The sequence below is a fragment of the Mycobacterium sp. SMC-4 genome (assembly GCF_025263265.1).
GTDB lineage: Bacteria > Actinomycetota > Actinomycetes > Mycobacteriales > Mycobacteriaceae > Mycobacterium.
The window spans coordinates 3,247,826-3,263,180 of record NZ_CP079869.1 but is presented as its reverse complement, the minus strand read 5'-3'; the positions used below and the strand labels follow the sequence as shown (position 1 = coordinate 3,263,180).

Genomic DNA, 15,355 nt, shown 5'->3' with positions numbered 1-15,355 from the left:
CGGACAACGGAGCGACCGGGGCTTCGTGAAGGGCAAGGCTTGAGAAGGTCTGCGAGGTGACGAGATGTTCTTCGGCACCTACACGCCCAAGCTCGACGACAAGGGGCGGCTCACGTTGCCCGCCAAGTTCCGCGACGCATTGGCAGGAGGGTTGATGGTCACCAAAAGTCAAGATCACAGCCTTGCTGTCTATCCGCGAGCGGAGTTCGAGGCGATGATCGCCGAGATCAATGGACGCGCCAAACGCGGCAATCCGCAGGCTCGGGCGTACCTGCGAAATCTGGCGGCCAGCACCGACGAGCAGTATCCGGACGCGCAGGGGCGGATCACTCTGTCCTCGGAACACCGGCGCTACGCCGACCTGAGCAAGGACTGCGTCGTCATCGGATCGATCGAGTTCCTCGAGATCTGGGACGCCGAGGCTTGGCGCAACTACCAGGAGCTACACGAAGAGAACTTCTCCGCGGCCAGCGATGAAGCACTCGGCGACATCTTTTGATCTGCCCACTGGCCGGCAGGTCCGTGCAGTGTGGCCTCTGCCCGAACCGACCCTGACGTACTTCCCCGACGTCAGGTTCGTGCTCTCGGACAGGGACCACACTGCAGGGGCCGCCCCTGAACCCCACGGTGCTGCGATGGTCGATCACGAGCCACATATCCCGGTACTGCTCGACCGATGTGTTGAGCTGCTGGCCCCGGCGCTCATGCGGCGCAGCGGAGACGGCGCCGGCGCTACGCTCGTCGATGCGACGCTGGGCGCCGGCGGCCACGCGGTGCGCTTCCTCGACCAGTTCCCCGGTCTGTCACTGATCGGGCTGGACCGTGATCCGGAGGCGCTGAACCTCGCGCGCCGGCGACTGGAGCCGTTCGCCGACCGGGTCACCCTGGTGCAGACCCGTTACGACGGCCTCGTTGAGGCGATCGCGCAAAGCCCCTCGGCGACAGCGGAAGTGGACGCGATCCTGTTTGATCTCGGAGTGTCGTCGATGCAGCTCGACCAGGTCGAGCGGGGCTTCTCCTACGCCACCGACGCTCCGCTGGACATGCGGATGGACCGCCAGTCGGAGCTGACCGCAGCCGAGATCCTCAACAGCTACGGCGAGAAGGACATCGCCCGCATACTGCGCAACTACGGCGAGGAGCGGTTCGCCGGGCGCATCGCCTCCCACATTGTGCGACGCCGAGCTACGGCACCATTGCGCACCACCTCTGAGCTGGTCGAATTGCTCTATGCGGCGATCCCCGCGCCGGCCCGTCGCACTGGCGGCCACCCAGCCAAGCGCACCTTCCAGGCATTACGCATCGCCGTCAACGCCGAACTGGAGTCGCTGCACCGGGCCATCCCCGCTGCCCTCGACGCGATTCGGCCCGGCGGCCGGATCGCCGTGATGGCCTATCAGTCTCTGGAAGACCGAATCGTCAAAACCGCGTTCGCGGCGGCGACCGCCTCGCGCACACCGCCCGGGCTGCCGGTCGAACTGCCCGGCCACCAAGCACAATTCGTCGCACTGACCCGCGGCGCCGAACGCGCCGACGCTGACGAGATCAACCGAAATCCGAGAAGCGCTCCGGTCCGGCTGCGCGCGGTCGAGAAAGTTATGGGGGAGTCGCGATGAAGTCGAAGAAACCGGTGCGGACTACTCGCACAGGGTCGGACCGCACGCGCGAGCCGGCCAGGAAGAACCGCCAGCGCGACTCCCGACGCAGCTCTCGCGAAGCAAAGCGGGCCACGCTGGAAGCGGCCCCCCGCGGTCGACAGAACATCCGTGACACCCGGCCCGACCGGTCGGCGCCGCGGACCACGCCGACGTCCCGACCGGCCGACGGTCCGGTGCGGCCCAAGAGTGCCTCCCAGGCCAAGGCGCGTTCGAAGGCCCGGAAAGCCAAGGCGCCCAAGGTTGTTCGCCCTCCGCTTCGGCAACGAATCCTGGTCAGACTGGCGTCGATCGACCTGAACCCGCGCCGACTCATCACGCGGGTCCCGTTCGTGGTGCTGGTGATCTCTGCGCTCGGGCTCGGTCTCGGGGTGACGCTGTGGCTGTCCACTGATGCCGCGGAGCGCTCGTACCAACTCGGCGCCGCACGCGCGGTCAATCAGGCCTTGATGCAGCAGAAGGAGGCGCTCGAACGTGACGTTCTGCAGGCTCAGGCTGCGCCCGCGCTCGCCGAGGCCGCCCGCGAACTCGGGATGATCCCGTCCCGGGACACCGCGCGACTGATTCAGGACCCCGCTGGTCACTGGGTGGTCGTGGGCACCCCCAAACCCGCCGACGGGGTTCCGCCGCCGCCGTTGAACGTGCCGTTGCCCGAACCCGAGCCGCCGGCCCCGCCGGCGCCGCGGGTGGTCGAACCGCGTGAGGTTCCGGTGCGGCTGCCAAGTGCGCAACCACCGGCCGCCGGTCTGCTGCCCGTGCCCTTGGCGGTGCCGGGTGTCGAAGTGCCCCATGCCGTTTCGGGTGGGCTACCCGGTCCGGTTCCGGGTCAGCAACCGCCTGCGCTCGAAGCGCCAATCGCTGCGGGTGAGGCTGCAGCCGCTCCGCTGGGCGCCGACCTGGCTGTACCGCCGCCGCCGGCGGTCCCGTCGCTGCCCGAACATTCCGCCCCGGTTGCCCCCGCCGTCCCGGGTCCGCCGGCGTGACCCGCAAGTCGAGCCGGCGCACTGCTGCCGCGCCCACCCAGGAACGTTCGGCGCGGGCCCGTCGCACCCGGCAGGCCGCCCCGCAGAACGGCCTGCGCAGTGCTTCTTTCGTGTTCCGACACCGGGCCGGAAACGCGGCGATCTTCATGCTGCTGGTGATAGCTGCCGCCCAGTTGTTCACCATCCAGGTGCCCCGGGCCGAGGGGCTGCGCGCTCAGGCCGCCGGTCAGCTCAAGGTCACCGACATCGATCCCGCGGTCCGCGGCTCGATCGTGGATCGCAATGAGGACAAGCTGGCCTTCACCATCGAGGCACGAGCGCTGACTTTCCAGCCCGTCCGGGTGCGTAAGGAACTCGAAGAGGCGGCCGCCAAGGCTCAGGAGACGGGCTCGGAGGCTCCTGATCCGGATGATCGGCTCAACGAGATCGCCCAGGAGGTGTCGTCTCGGCTGGGTGGCAAGCCCGACAGCGCCGCGGTGCTGAAGAAACTGCGCAGTGAGGAGACTTTCGTCTACCTGGCGCGTGCGGTGGACCCGGCGATCGCCGACGCGATCCGGTCGAACTTCCCCGAGGTCGGTTCCGAGCGTCAGGATCTGCGCCAGTACCCCGGCGGCGCGTTGGCGGCCAACATCATCGGCGGAATCGACTGGGACGGACACGGTCTGCTCGGTCTGGAAGACTCGCTGGACGCCGTGCTCGCCGGTACCGACGGCTCCATCACCTACGACCGCGGATCCGATGGCGTGGTCATCCCGGGCAGCTACCGCAACCGCCATGACGCGGTCAACGGATCCACGGTGATGTTGACCATCGACGACGACATCCAGTTCTACGTCCAGCAGCAGGTCCAGCTGGCCAAGGACGCCTCGGGCGCCAAGAACGTCTCGGCGGTCGTCCTGGACGCCAAGAACGGCGAAGTGCTGGCCATGTCCAACGACAACACGTTCAACCCGTCCCAGGATCTCGGTCGGCAGAAGAACCGTGAGCTCGGCAACCCGTCGGTCTCGTCACCGTTCGAACCCGGTTCGGTCAACAAGATCGTGACCGCTGCGACGGTCATCGAGATGGGCCTGTCCGACCCCGACGAGGTGCTGCAGGTGCCGGGTTCGATCGGTATGGGTGGCGTCACCGTGGGAGACGCGTGGGAGCACGGGGTGATGCCCTACACCACCACCGGAGTCTTCGGCAAGTCCTCCAATGTCGGCACCCTGATGCTGGCCCAGCGCATCGGGCCGGAGCGCTACGCGGAGATGCTGCGCAAGTTCGGTCTCGGGCAGCGCACCGGGGTGGGGCTGCCCGGGGAGAGCGCCGGCCTGGTTCCGCCGATCGACCAGTGGTCGGGTAGCACCTTTGCCAACCTGCCCATCGGCCAAGGCCTTTCGATGACGCTGCTGCAGATGACAGGCATGTACCAGGCCATCGCCAACGACGGGGTGCGCATCCCGCCGCGCATCCTCAAGGCCACGCTGGACCCGGATGGCAACCGCACCGAGGAGCCGCGGCCCGAAGGGGTCCGGGTGGTTTCGGCGCAGACCGCTCGCACCGTGCGCGACATGTTCCGATCGGTGGTTCAGCGCGACCCCCGAGGCATCCAGCAGGGCACCGCTCCGCAAGCCGCGGTCGAGGGGTACCAGATCTCTGGCAAGACGGGCACCGCGCAGCAGATCAACCCCGCCTGTGGGTGCTACTACAGCGACGTCTACTGGATCACCTTTGCCGGGATGGCCCCGTCCGACGACCCGCGCTATGTGGTCGGCGTGATGATGGACGCACCGCACCGGGCCGCCGACGGCTCGGCGGGATCCTCGGCTGCGCCGCTGTTCCACAACATCGCGTCCTGGCTGCTGCAGCGCGACAACGTACCGCTGTCGGCGGATCCGGGTGCGCCGCTGACGCTTCAGGCCGGCTGACACAGCACGGGCGGGGCCCACCGGGTCGGTACTGTGTCAAAGCCATGAATCTGCGTCCCCGCCATCCTGTCGGCCTGCCGCTGCGCGAGCTGTCGCAGCTGGTGTCTGCGGTCTCCGTCGACGGTGCCCCGGTGGCAGACGTGGCACTGACCGGGGTCACCCTGCGCGGTCAAGACGCCCGACCGGGCGATCTGTTCGCCGGTCTGCCGGGTGCGCGCTCACACGGTGCCGGCTATGCCGCCGAGGCCGTCGAGCGCGGCGCGGTCGCGATCTTGACCGACCCCGACGGAGTGGCCCGAGTCACCGACAGCGGTGATCTCGGGGTGCCGGTGCTGGTGCATCCGGCTCCGCGCACGGTGCTGGGCACCGCGGCCTCGGCCGTGTACGGCAACCCGTCGCAGAAGCTGCGGGTCATCGGGGTCACGGGCACGTCGGGTAAGACGACCACCACCTATCTCGTCGAGGCGGGCCTGCGTGCGGCCGGCCGGGTGGCCGCACTGATCGGCACCGTCGGGGTGCGCATCGACGGACGTGAACTACCTGGCGGGTTGACCACACCGGAGGCCCCCGATCTGCAGGCGCTGCTGGCGTCGATGGTCGAGCACGGGGTCGACACCGTGGTCATGGAGGTGTCCAGCCATGCGCTGACGTTGGGCCGCGTCGACGGCACCGTGTTCGCGGTGGGCGGGTTCACCAACCTCAGCCGCGACCATCTGGATTTCCACGCCTCGATGGAGGACTACTTCGAGGCCAAGGCCAGGCTGTTCGACCTGGACTCGCCTACCCATGCGGCGCATGCGGTGGTCTGTGTCGACGACGAATGGGGCCGGGCCCTGGCCCGCCGGCGCGACGACTCGGTGACGGTGAGCCTCACCGGCCCCGCAGACTGGCGGGTCGAGGACGTCACCGCAGGCTCGGGCGGGCCCACCTCCCAGCAGTTCCACGCCGTCGATCCGGCCGGTGTGCACCACCATCTGCAGGTCAGCCTGCCCGGCAGCTTCAACGTGGCCAACGCGTTGCTGGCGGTCGCACTGCTCGATGCGGTCGGGGTGTCACCCGAGCAGGCCGCGCCCGGGTTACGGGACGCCGCGGTGCCCGGGCGGATGCAAGCGGTCGACCGCGGTCAGCGGTTCGCGGCGCTGGTCGACTATGCCCACAAACCCGGCGCGCTGAGCGCTGTGCTGGAGACGCTGCGGGCTTGCGGTGGTGGCCGGCTGGGCGTGGTGGTCGGTGCCGGCGGAAACCGGGATCAGGGCAAACGCGAGCCCATGGGCCGGGTCGCCGCGCAGCTGGCCGACCTGGTGGTGGTCACCGACGACAATCCGCGTGACGAAGATCCGGCGGCGATCCGGGCGGCGCTGCTGGCCGGGGCCGCCGGCGGTGCTGCCGAAGTGGTCGAGATCGGGGATCGGCGCAAAGCCATCGCGCACGCAGTCGGATGGGCCCAGGCAGGAGACACCGTGCTCATTGCCGGGAAGGGGCACGAAGCGGGACAGACCAGCATGGGCCAGACGCGGCCGTTCGATGACCGCGATGAGCTCGCCGCCGCACTGGAGGCGTTGGGAACGGAAGGCGTCCCGTGATCGAGTTGTCCCTGGCCGAGATCGCCGAGATCGTCGGCGGGCGTCTGGCCGACGTGACCGACGTGCAGGCGGCCGAATTGCGTGTCACCGGCAGTGTGGAGTTCGACTCGCGCGCGGTCGGGCCGGGCGGCCTGTTCCTGGCGCTACCGGGGGCGCGTGCCGACGGCCATGATTTCGCGGCCGCGGCAGTGCAGTCCGGCGCGGTCGGGGTACTGGCGGCGCGTCCGGTCGGCGTTCCCGCGGTCGTCGTGGCGCCAGCCGACCCGCCGGCCGGTGGGCGCGCCGGGGTCTCCAGTGTCCTCGAGCACGATCACGACGGCTCGGGCGCTGCGGTGATCGCCGGGCTGGCCAAACTGGCTGCCGCCGTTGCTGCACGTCTGGTCGAGCGGGGCCTGACGATCATCGGTATCACCGGGTCCTCGGGCAAGACCTCGACGAAGGATTTGATCGCTGCAGTGCTGGCGCCGCTGGGCGAGGTGGTCGCGCCGCCGGGGTCGTTCAACAACGAACTGGGACATCCGTGGACGGTGCTGCGCGCCGCCGAATCCACCGACTTTCTGGTGCTGGAGATGTCGGCGCGGCACCGCGGCAACATCGCCGCGCTGGCCGCGATCGCGACCCCGTCGGTCGGCGTGGTGCTCAATGTCGGTACCGCCCATCTCGGCGAGTTCGGTTCCCGGGAGGCCATCGCGGAAACCAAATCAGAACTGCCGCAATCGGTTCCAGAGTCCGGCGTGGTGATTCTCAACGCCGACGATGCGGTGGTCGCGGCGATGGCCGCCAAGACCTCGGCGCGCGTCGTTCGGGTCGGGCGCTCGCCGGAATTCGACATCTGGGCCGACTCGGTGACCCTGGACCCGCTGGCGCGACCACAATTCACGCTGCACGCCCACGGCGCGTCGGTGCCGGTGACGCTGGCGGTGCACGGCGATCATCAGGTCTCCAACGCGTTGTGCGCGGCGGCGGTGGCGCTGCAGTGCGGTGCCACCCTCGACCAGGTCGCGACCGCCCTCGCCACGGCCGGTCCGGCGTCGCGCCAGCGCATGCAGGTCAGCACCCGCCCCGACGGCGTCACGGTGATCAACGACGCGTACAACGCCAACCCCGACTCGATGGCCGCCGGGTTGAAGGCGCTGGCATGGATGAGTCGGGGTGACGCGGACAAGCGGCGCAGTTTCGCCGTCCTCGGCGAGATGGCCGAACTCGGTGACGACGCGATATCCGAGCATGACCGTATCGGCCGGTTGGCGGTGCGCTTAGATGTCTCTCGACTCATCGTCGTCGGAACCGGGAGGCCTATGAGCGCCATGCTGCACGGGGCGGTCATGGAGGGGTCGTGGGGTTCGGAGGCCACCGCGGTGGCCGACGCCGAGGCCGCTCTGGCGGTGCTGCGCGACGAACTGCGCCCCGGCGATGTCGTGCTGGTCAAGGCGTCGAACTCGGCGGGGCTCGGTTCGCTGGCCGACGCACTGATCACCGACGCCCCCGACGACACCGAGGCGGCCGGCCGATGAGGCAGATCCTGATCGCCGTCGGTATCGCACTGACGGTGTCGATCCTGTTGACCCCGGTGTTGATCCGGCTGTTCACCCGGCAGGGCTTCGGCCACGAGATCCGCGCGGACGGCCCGCCCAGCCACCACAAGAAGCGCGGCACGCCGTCGATGGGCGGGGTGGCCATCCTCGCCGGCATCTGGGCCAGCTACTTGGTCACCCATCTGGTCGGGGTCGTCATCGACGGCAAGGGCCCCTCGGCGTCGGGCCTGCTGGTGTTGATGCTCGCGACGTCGCTGGGTCTGGTCGGTTTCGTCGACGACATGATCAAGCTTCGCCGGGCGCGCAACCTGGGCTTGAACAAGACCGCCAAGACGGTCGGGATCCTGTTAGCCGCAGTGGTGTTCGGAGTGCTGGCGCTGCAGTTCCGCAACGCCGACGGGCTGACCCCGGGCAGCGCTGAACTGTCCTACGTCCGTGAGATTGCCACGGTGACGCTGGCGCCGGCGGTCTTCGTGCTGTTCTGCGTGGTCCTCGTCAGTGCCTGGTCCAATGCGGTGAACTTCACCGATGGACTCGACGGCCTGGCGGCGGGCGCGATGGCGATGGTCTGCGCGGCGTATGTGCTGATCACGTTTTGGCAGTTCCGCAACGCCTGTGCGATCAGCCCGGGTGTGGGCTGCTACAACGTGCGCGACCCGCTGGACCTGGCGATCGTCGCCGCCGCCACCGCCGGGGCCTGCATCGGATTCTTGTGGTGGAATGCCGCGCCGGCCAAGATCTTCATGGGCGACACCGGATCGCTGGCTCTCGGTGGCGTCATCGCCGGTCTGTCGGTCACCAGCCGCACCGAGATGCTCGCTGTGGTGCTCGGCGCGCTGTTCGTCGCCGAGGTCACTTCGGTGGTGGTGCAGATCCTGGCTTTCCGCACCACCGGTCGGCGGGTGTTCCGAATGGCGCCGTTCCACCACCATTTCGAGCTGGTGGGGTGGGCTGAGACAACGGTGATCATCCGATTCTGGTTGCTGACCGCCATCGCCTGCGGTCTGGGCGTGGCCCTGTTCTACAGCGAGTGGCTGACCACCGTCGGTGCCTGACGTGCTGGAACCCATCGCACCGGGTGCTGCGGTCCTGGTCACCGGGGCCAGGGTCACCGGGCAGGCCGTGCTGGCTGCGCTGCGGCCGCTCGGCGTGCAGGTGACGATGACCGACGACGACGCAGCAACCCTGGCAGCTCTGGCCGCCGACGGCGTGGCCACTGTGGGTCCCGTCGATGCGGCCGCCCGGGTGGCCCAGTTCGCACTGGTGATCACCAGTCCCGGCTTCCCGCCGACGGCGCCGGTGCTCGCGGCCGCGGCGAGGGCAGGGATACCGGTGTGGGGCGATGTGGAGCTGGCGTGGCGACTGGACCAGTCGGGCCGGTACGGTCGGCCGCGCCGGTGGCTGGTGGTGACCGGGACCAACGGTAAGACCACCACCACCTCGATGCTGCACGCGATGCTGGAGGCCGCAGGCCGTCGCTCGGTGTTGTGCGGCAACATCGGCGACCCAGTGCTCGCACAGCTCGATCTGCCCGCCGATGTGTTGGCCGTGGAGTTGTCCAGTTTTCAGTTGCACTGGGCGCCGTCGCTGCGTCCCGAGGCTGGGGCGGTGCTCAACGTCGCCGAGGACCATTTGGATTGGCACGGCTCGATGTCGGCCTACGCACAGGCCAAGGCGCGCGCGCTGACCGGCCGGGTGGCGGTCGCCGGCCTGGACGACGCGGTGGCCTCCGAGTTGCTGGCGGCCGCACCGGCGCCGGTGCGGGTCGGGTTCCGGCTCGGTGATCCGGGCCCGGGCGAGCTCGGTGTCCGCGACGGCGCGCTGGTGGACAACGCCTTCGCCGCCGATCAGGTGCTCGCGCGAGCCGACAGCGTGCCGGTTGCTGGTCCCGTCGGCGTGCTCAACGCGCTGGCTGCGGCAGCGCTGGCGCGCGCGGTCGGGGTGCCGGCCGGGCCGATCGCCGAGGCGCTGGCCGGCTTTCACGTCGGGCGCCATCGCGCCGAGGTGGTCGCGGTCGCCGACGGCGTGACGTATGTCGACGACTCCAAAGCCACCAACCCGCACGCCGCGCAGGCGTCCCTCACGGCCTACCCGCGGGTGGTGTGGGTCGCCGGTGGACTGCTCAAGGGCGCATCGGTGGATGGCCTCGTCGCCGCGGTCGCCGATCGGCTGGTCGGTGTGGTGCTGATCGGGCGGGACCGGGCCGTCGTGGCAGAGGCGTTATCGCGACACGCACCGGATGTCCCCGTCATCGAAGTTGTGACGGGGGAGGATTCTGGGGTGCCTGTGAAAGCTGATGCAGCTGTGACAAATGTGACTGATGTGGTCGATGTCGGGGCGCGGCCGTCTGCCGATGCGGTGATGGCGGGCGTCGTCCGGGCCGCCCGTGCGCTCGCCGGCCCCGGCGACGCCGTGCTGCTGGCGCCGGCCGGTGCATCATTCGACCAGTTCCGCGGATACGGGCACCGCGGGGACGCATTCGCCGCCGCTGTGCGCGCCGCGCTGAAGTAGACGACGAGCGGTCAGGGCGATTCCGTGAGCAACATTCTCACCCGATTGCGTAACCGGCGGGCCACCGCGGCTGTCGACGCGACCCCGGCAGCGCCGGCCACCCAAGCCGCGTCGCCGATGCCCCGTACCCGGTTCGGCGCCTGGCTGAACCGCCCGATGACGTCGTTTCACCTGATCATCGCCATCATCGCGCTGCTCACCACGATGGGCCTGACGATGGTCCTGTCCGCCTCAGGGGTCTACTCCTACGACCACGCCGGTTCACCCTGGTCGGTGTTCAGTCGGCAGGCACTGTGGGCCGGGATCGGGCTGGTGGCGTTCTACGTGGCGCTGCGGACCCGGGTGGCCGTGATGCGCAGGTTCGCCTTCACCGGCTACGCGCTGTCGATCGTGTTGCTGGTCCTGGTCCTGATCCCCGGCATCGGCACGCTGTCGAACGGATCCCGCAGCTGGTTCGTGGTCGCGGGCTTCTCGATGCAGCCCTCCGAGGTGGCCAAGATCACGTTCGCGATCTGGGGAGCCCACCTGCTGGCCGCGCGCCGGATGGAACGCGCGTCACTGCGCGAGATGCTGGTGCCGCTGGTGCCCGCCGCGGTCATCGCGCTCGCCTTGATCGTGTATCAGCCCGACCTGGGGCAGACCTTGTCGATGGGCGTGATCCTGCTCGGTCTGCTGTGGTACGCGGGCCTGCCGCTGCGAGTGTTCCTCAGCTCGCTGGGAGCGGTATTGGTCGCCGGCGTGGTGCTGGCATTCTCGGCCGGCTACCGCTCGGCCCGGGTGCAGTCCTGGCTGAACCCGGCAGCTGATGCCCAGGGCGCCGGCTATCAGGCTCGACAGGCCCGGTTCGCGCTGGCCAACGGCGGCATCTTCGGTGACGGTCTGGGGCAAGGCTCGGCGAAATGGAACTACCTGCCGCACGCCCACAACGACTTCATCTTCGCGATCATCGGCGAGGAGCTCGGTTTCGTCGGTGCCGCCGGACTGCTCGGCCTGTTCGGCCTGTTCGCCTACACCGGCATGCGGATCGCACGCCGCTCGGCCGATCCGTTCCTGCGGCTGCTCACCGCAACCGCCACCCTGTGGATCCTGTCGCAGGTGTTCATCAACGTCGGATATGTCGTCGGGCTGCTGCCGGTGACCGGGCTGCAGCTGCCGCTGATCTCGGCCGGGGGTACCTCGACGGCGACCACGCTGTTCATGATGGGCATCATGGCCAACGCCGCCCGACATGAACCCGAGGCGGTGGCAGCTCTGCGTGCCGGCCGCGACGATCGGGTCAACCGTCTGCTGCGGCTGCCATTGCCGGCGCCGTATGTGCCGACGCGCACCGAGGCGTTGCGTGACCGGTTGCGGTCGGGGAGCAGTCGTTCGGGTGGCTCCACGGCGCGGCGGGCCAAACGCACCGCGACCACCACCGGACGCCCGGCGCGCACGTCGTCGCGTCGCGCCGAGCAGCCGGTTAAGGCTGACCGCGGCGACGTCCGATATGGTGCTGGCCAGCGTAAGCAGGGCCGACGGGCCCGCACACTGGAAGGTCAGCGTCACGGGTGACGGGAGATTCGGTCCCGGCGGGGAAGCAGCGCCGGGCCCGCGCGCGAAGCGCAGAAGACGACCGGAGTATCTCCGTCGTCCTGGCCGGTGGCGGCACGGCGGGCCACGTCGAACCGGCGATGGCGGTTGCCGACGCGCTGCGGGCGCTGGAGCCCGACGTCAGAATCACCGCGTTGGGTACCGCACGTGGCCTGGAGACCCGGCTGGTTCCGCAGCGCGGCTATGACCTGCAGCTGATCACACCGGTCCCGCTGCCTCGTAAGCCCACTGCGGACCTGCTGCGTCTGCCGGCCCGGGTCCGCCGCGCGGTACGCCAGACCCGCGGCGTGCTCGATGACGTCGGCGCCGATGTGGTGATTGGGTTCGGCGGATATGTCGCTCTGCCGGCCTACCTCGCCGCCCGCAGCACCCGGCCCGGGCGCCGAGTGCCGGTGGTGATCCACGAAGCCAACGCCAGCGCTGGTCTGGCCAACAAGGTCGGTGCCCGGATCGCGGAGCGGGTGCTTTCCGCGGTGCCCGACCCGGGTCTCGGCCGCGTCGAGGTGGTTGGCGTGCCGGTGCGCGAGGCGATCACCTCGCTGGACCGAATCGCCCTGCGCGCCGAGGCACGTGAGTTTTTCGGCTTCGCCGACGACGACCGCGTGCTGCTGGTCTTCGGTGGTTCCCAGGGTGCGCAGTCGCTCAACCGGGCGGTCTCTGCGGCTGCGGAAGATCTTGCGCGGCAGGGCATCTCGGTGTTACATGCGCACGGCCCGAAGAACACGCTGCAGCTGCCGGCGCCGGCCGCGGGGGACCCGCCGTATGTGGCCGTGCCCTACCTGGACCGGATGGACCTGGCCTACGCTGCGGCTGACCTGGCCATCTGCCGGTCCGGGGCGATGACCGTCGCCGAGGTCAGCGCGGTCGGATTGCCCGCGGTGTATGTCCCGCTGCCCATCGGCAACGGTGAGCAACGCCTCAACGCCCGCCCGGTCGTCGAGGCCGGTGGCGGTCTGCTCGTCGAGGATCGTGACCTGACCCCCCGGTTCGTCTCCGACACCGTCGGTGCCTTGCTCACCGACGCGGCGCGGTTGACGTCGATGACTGCTGCGGCGGCGCTGGCCGGCCACCCCGATGCGGCGCGGCACGTCGCCTCGGTGGCCCTCGACGTTGCCCACGCCCGTCGCGCCAGGCAGGCTCGGCAGTGAGTCGGCCCGATGTGCCACCTGAACTGGCCCGCGTCCACATGGTGGGCATCGGGGGAGCCGGCATGTCCGGAATCGCGCGCATCCTGCTGGACCGCGGCGCACTGGTGTCTGGTTCGGACGCCAAGGAGTCGCGAGGCGTGATCGCGCTGCGCGCCCGGGGCGCCCAGGTGCGTATCGGTCACGACCCGGCCGCGCTGGACCTGCTGCCGGGCGGGCCGACGGTTGTCGTCACCACTCACGCCGCGATCCCGAAGGACAATCCCGAGCTCGTCGAGGCGGCTCGCCGCGGCATCCCGGTGATGCTGCGCCCCGCCGTGCTGGCCAAGCTGATGGCCGATGACACCACGCTGATGGTGACCGGCACCGCGGGCAAGACCACCACGACATCGATGCTCATTGTGGCGTTGCAGCACTGCGGGTTTGACCCGTCATTCGCCGTGGGCGGCGATCTCGGTGAGCCCGGCACCAACGCCCACCACGGCAGCGGCCGGTATTTCGTTGCCGAGGCCGACGAGAGCGACGGCTCGCTGGTGCAGTACACCCCCGACGTCGAGGTGGTCACCAACATCGAGGCCGACCACCTTGACTTCTTCGGTACCAAAGAGGCCTACGTCGCGGTGTTCGACGCATTCGCCGAGCGACTGCGGCCCGGTGGGGTGGTTGTGGTGTGCAACGACGATCCCGGCTCGGCAGCGTTCGCTGAACGCATTGCCGCACAAGGTATTCGAGTGTTGCGCTATGGCAGCGGCGACGGTCAGGAGCTGGCCGGGGCGCTGCTCGACTGGCAGCAGCGCGGCACCGGAGCGGTGGCCACGGTGGCGCTGGCAGGGGAGAGTCGGCCCAGGACCATGCGACTGGCCGTGCCAGGACGGCACATGGCGCTCAACGCGCTGGCCGCGCTGCTGGCAGCCACGCACGTGGGTGCTTCGCCCGACGATGTGCTCGACGCGCTCGCCGACTTCGAGGGCGTGCGACGCCGTTTCGAGTTCGTCGGGACTGCCGCCGGGGTGCGGGTGTTCGACGACTACGCCCACCACCCGACGAAAGTCACCGCCGCGCTGACTGCGGTGCGGACGCTCGTGGATGAGACCGGGGGCCGGGCGATCGTGGTGTTTCAACCCCACTTGTATTCGCGCACCGAGGCTTTCGCGGTCGATTTCGGAGCTGCGCTCAGCCTGGCCGACGAGGTGTTCGTGCTCGACGTCTATGCCGCGCGCGAGCAGCCGCTGGCCGGCATCAGTGGCGCGACGGTGGCCGACCACGTGACCGTGCCGGTGCACTACGTTCCGGACTTCTCGGCGGTGGCCGCACGGGTGGCTGCCGCAGCGCACACCGGCGATGTCGTCGTGACCATGGGTGCCGGCGACGTGACGATGCTGGGGCCGTTGATCGTGGCCGAGCTCGGCGACCGGGCCAACCGGCAGGCCCCGGGCGGATCGGGCGTGGTGCCGCGATGACCGGACCGCACGGCGAGCCGGAGGACGGACCCACCGCGCCCGACCAGGAGCAGGAAGCGCCGGTGGAGGACGCCGCCGATACCTCGGTACCCGGCGCCGCTCGGCCCGATTCCGCGCAGGAGGCTGCCGGTGACCCCGAAGGGCCGCGCCGGCGGGCCCGGCGCGAACGTGAACAACGCCGCGCCGCTCAGGCCCGGGCGACCGCGATCGAACAGGCTCGCCGCGAGGCCAAGCGCCGCACGCTGGACACCGCCGCCCCGCAACGCGCGTCGTTGAGTCGCGGTGCGGTGCGTGGACTCAAAGCCCTGGTGTGGACCACGGCCATCGCCCTGCTGGTGGTCGGGCTGGGCCTGCTGTTGTATTTCACACCGATCATGTCGGCACGCAACATCGAGGTGGTGGGCATCGGCGTAATCCCTGAGCAGGAGGTCGTCGATGTGGTGGCGGTCGCTCCGGGGACACCGCTGCTGCAGGTCGATACCGATGAGGTCGCCGAGCGGGTCGCCGGGATCCGGCGAGTCGCCTCGGCGCGGGTGCAGCGCGAGTACCCCTCCACGCTGCGCGTCACCATCGTCGAGCGGGTCGCAGTCGTGATCCGCGACTACCCCGACGGTGTGCACCAGTTCGACCGTGACGGGGTGGATTTCGCCACCGGGCCGCCACCGCCGGGTGTTCCGTATCTGGAGACCGAGAATCCGGGTCCGCAGGATCCGGCGACGCTGGCTGCGTTGCAGGTGATGACGTCGTTGCGGCCTGAGGTGGCCGCCCAGGTCGGGCGAGTGTCTGCGCCGTCGGTCGCCTCCATCACGCTGACGCTGGTCGACGGTCGCACGGTGGTGTGGGGGACGACCGACCGCACCGAGGAGAAGGCCCTCAAGCTCGCGGCGCTGTTGACCCAGCCGGGGCAGGTCTACGACGTCTCCAGCCCCGATCTGCCGACGGTCAAGTAGTCGGCGGAAATTTCTTTTCGCGTGTCGGCGCGC

At 69.7% G+C, this 15,355-nt stretch carries 12 protein-coding genes; all 12 read left to right on the top strand.

The window, feature by feature from the left end; genetic code table 11:
• Positions 1-64: 64 nt before the first annotated feature.
• The 12 genes from KXD98_RS15515 (at position 65) to KXD98_RS15460 (ending at position 15,322) form a co-directional block, all read left to right on the top strand.
• Entirely contained in the window at positions 65-499 is a 435-nt protein-coding gene (locus tag KXD98_RS15515; protein ID WP_260759272.1) for a division/cell wall cluster transcriptional repressor MraZ, read from the top strand.
• Positions 474-1,616 (top strand): 16S rRNA (cytosine(1402)-N(4))-methyltransferase RsmH, encoded by a 1,143-nt coding sequence (gene rsmH / locus KXD98_RS15510; protein ID WP_396881384.1) that lies wholly within the window; start codon positions 474-476, stop codon positions 1,614-1,616. Before KXD98_RS15515 ends, rsmH begins: the two co-directional genes overlap by 26 nt.
• Positions 1,613-2,638, top strand: coding sequence for a hypothetical protein (locus KXD98_RS15505; protein WP_260759270.1), 1,026 nt, complete (start codon positions 1,613-1,615; stop codon positions 2,636-2,638). The genes rsmH and KXD98_RS15505 overlap by 4 nt, the downstream gene beginning before the upstream one ends.
• Positions 2,635-4,548: a penicillin-binding protein 2 gene (locus tag KXD98_RS15500; protein WP_260759269.1), complete on the top strand. Its 1,914-nt coding sequence runs from the start codon at positions 2,635-2,637 to the stop codon at positions 4,546-4,548. Before KXD98_RS15505 ends, KXD98_RS15500 begins: the two co-directional genes overlap by 4 nt.
• Positions 4,549-4,592: 44 nt before the next feature.
• Positions 4,593-6,131: a UDP-N-acetylmuramoyl-L-alanyl-D-glutamate--2,6-diaminopimelate ligase gene (locus KXD98_RS15495; protein ID WP_260759268.1), complete on the top strand. Its 1,539-nt coding sequence runs from the start codon at positions 4,593-4,595 to the stop codon at positions 6,129-6,131.
• Positions 6,128-7,645 carry a UDP-N-acetylmuramoyl-tripeptide--D-alanyl-D-alanine ligase gene (gene murF, locus KXD98_RS15490; RefSeq protein ID WP_260759267.1) on the top strand — a complete coding sequence of 506 codons (1,518 nt, stop codon included), beginning with the start codon at positions 6,128-6,130 and terminating at the stop codon, positions 7,643-7,645. Before KXD98_RS15495 ends, murF begins: the two co-directional genes overlap by 4 nt.
• On the top strand, positions 7,642-8,721 hold the full coding sequence (gene mraY, locus KXD98_RS15485) for a phospho-N-acetylmuramoyl-pentapeptide-transferase (RefSeq protein ID WP_260759266.1): 1,080 nt from the start codon (positions 7,642-7,644) through the stop codon (positions 8,719-8,721). Before murF ends, mraY begins: the two co-directional genes overlap by 4 nt.
• Before the next feature lies 1 nt (position 8,722).
• Positions 8,723-10,177, top strand: a complete 1,455-nt coding sequence (gene murD / locus KXD98_RS15480) for a UDP-N-acetylmuramoyl-L-alanine--D-glutamate ligase (protein WP_396881380.1) — start codon at positions 8,723-8,725, stop codon at positions 10,175-10,177.
• 24 nt (positions 10,178-10,201) lie between these two features.
• Positions 10,202-11,728 carry a putative lipid II flippase FtsW gene (ftsW, locus tag KXD98_RS15475; RefSeq protein ID WP_260759264.1) on the top strand — a complete coding sequence of 509 codons (1,527 nt, stop codon included), beginning with the start codon at positions 10,202-10,204 and terminating at the stop codon, positions 11,726-11,728.
• A gap of 119 nt (positions 11,729-11,847) precedes the next feature.
• Positions 11,848-12,915, top strand: coding sequence for an undecaprenyldiphospho-muramoylpentapeptide beta-N-acetylglucosaminyltransferase (murG, locus tag KXD98_RS15470; protein ID WP_260765214.1), 1,068 nt, complete (start codon positions 11,848-11,850; stop codon positions 12,913-12,915).
• Positions 12,912-14,372, top strand: a complete 1,461-nt coding sequence (murC, locus tag KXD98_RS15465) for a UDP-N-acetylmuramate--L-alanine ligase (RefSeq protein WP_260759263.1) — start codon at positions 12,912-12,914, stop codon at positions 14,370-14,372. Before murG ends, murC begins: the two co-directional genes overlap by 4 nt.
• Complete coding sequence (locus KXD98_RS15460) at positions 14,369-15,322, top strand: cell division protein FtsQ/DivIB (RefSeq protein WP_260759262.1); 954 nt, start codon at positions 14,369-14,371, stop codon at positions 15,320-15,322. Before murC ends, KXD98_RS15460 begins: the two co-directional genes overlap by 4 nt.
• Positions 15,323-15,355 lie beyond the last annotated feature (33 nt).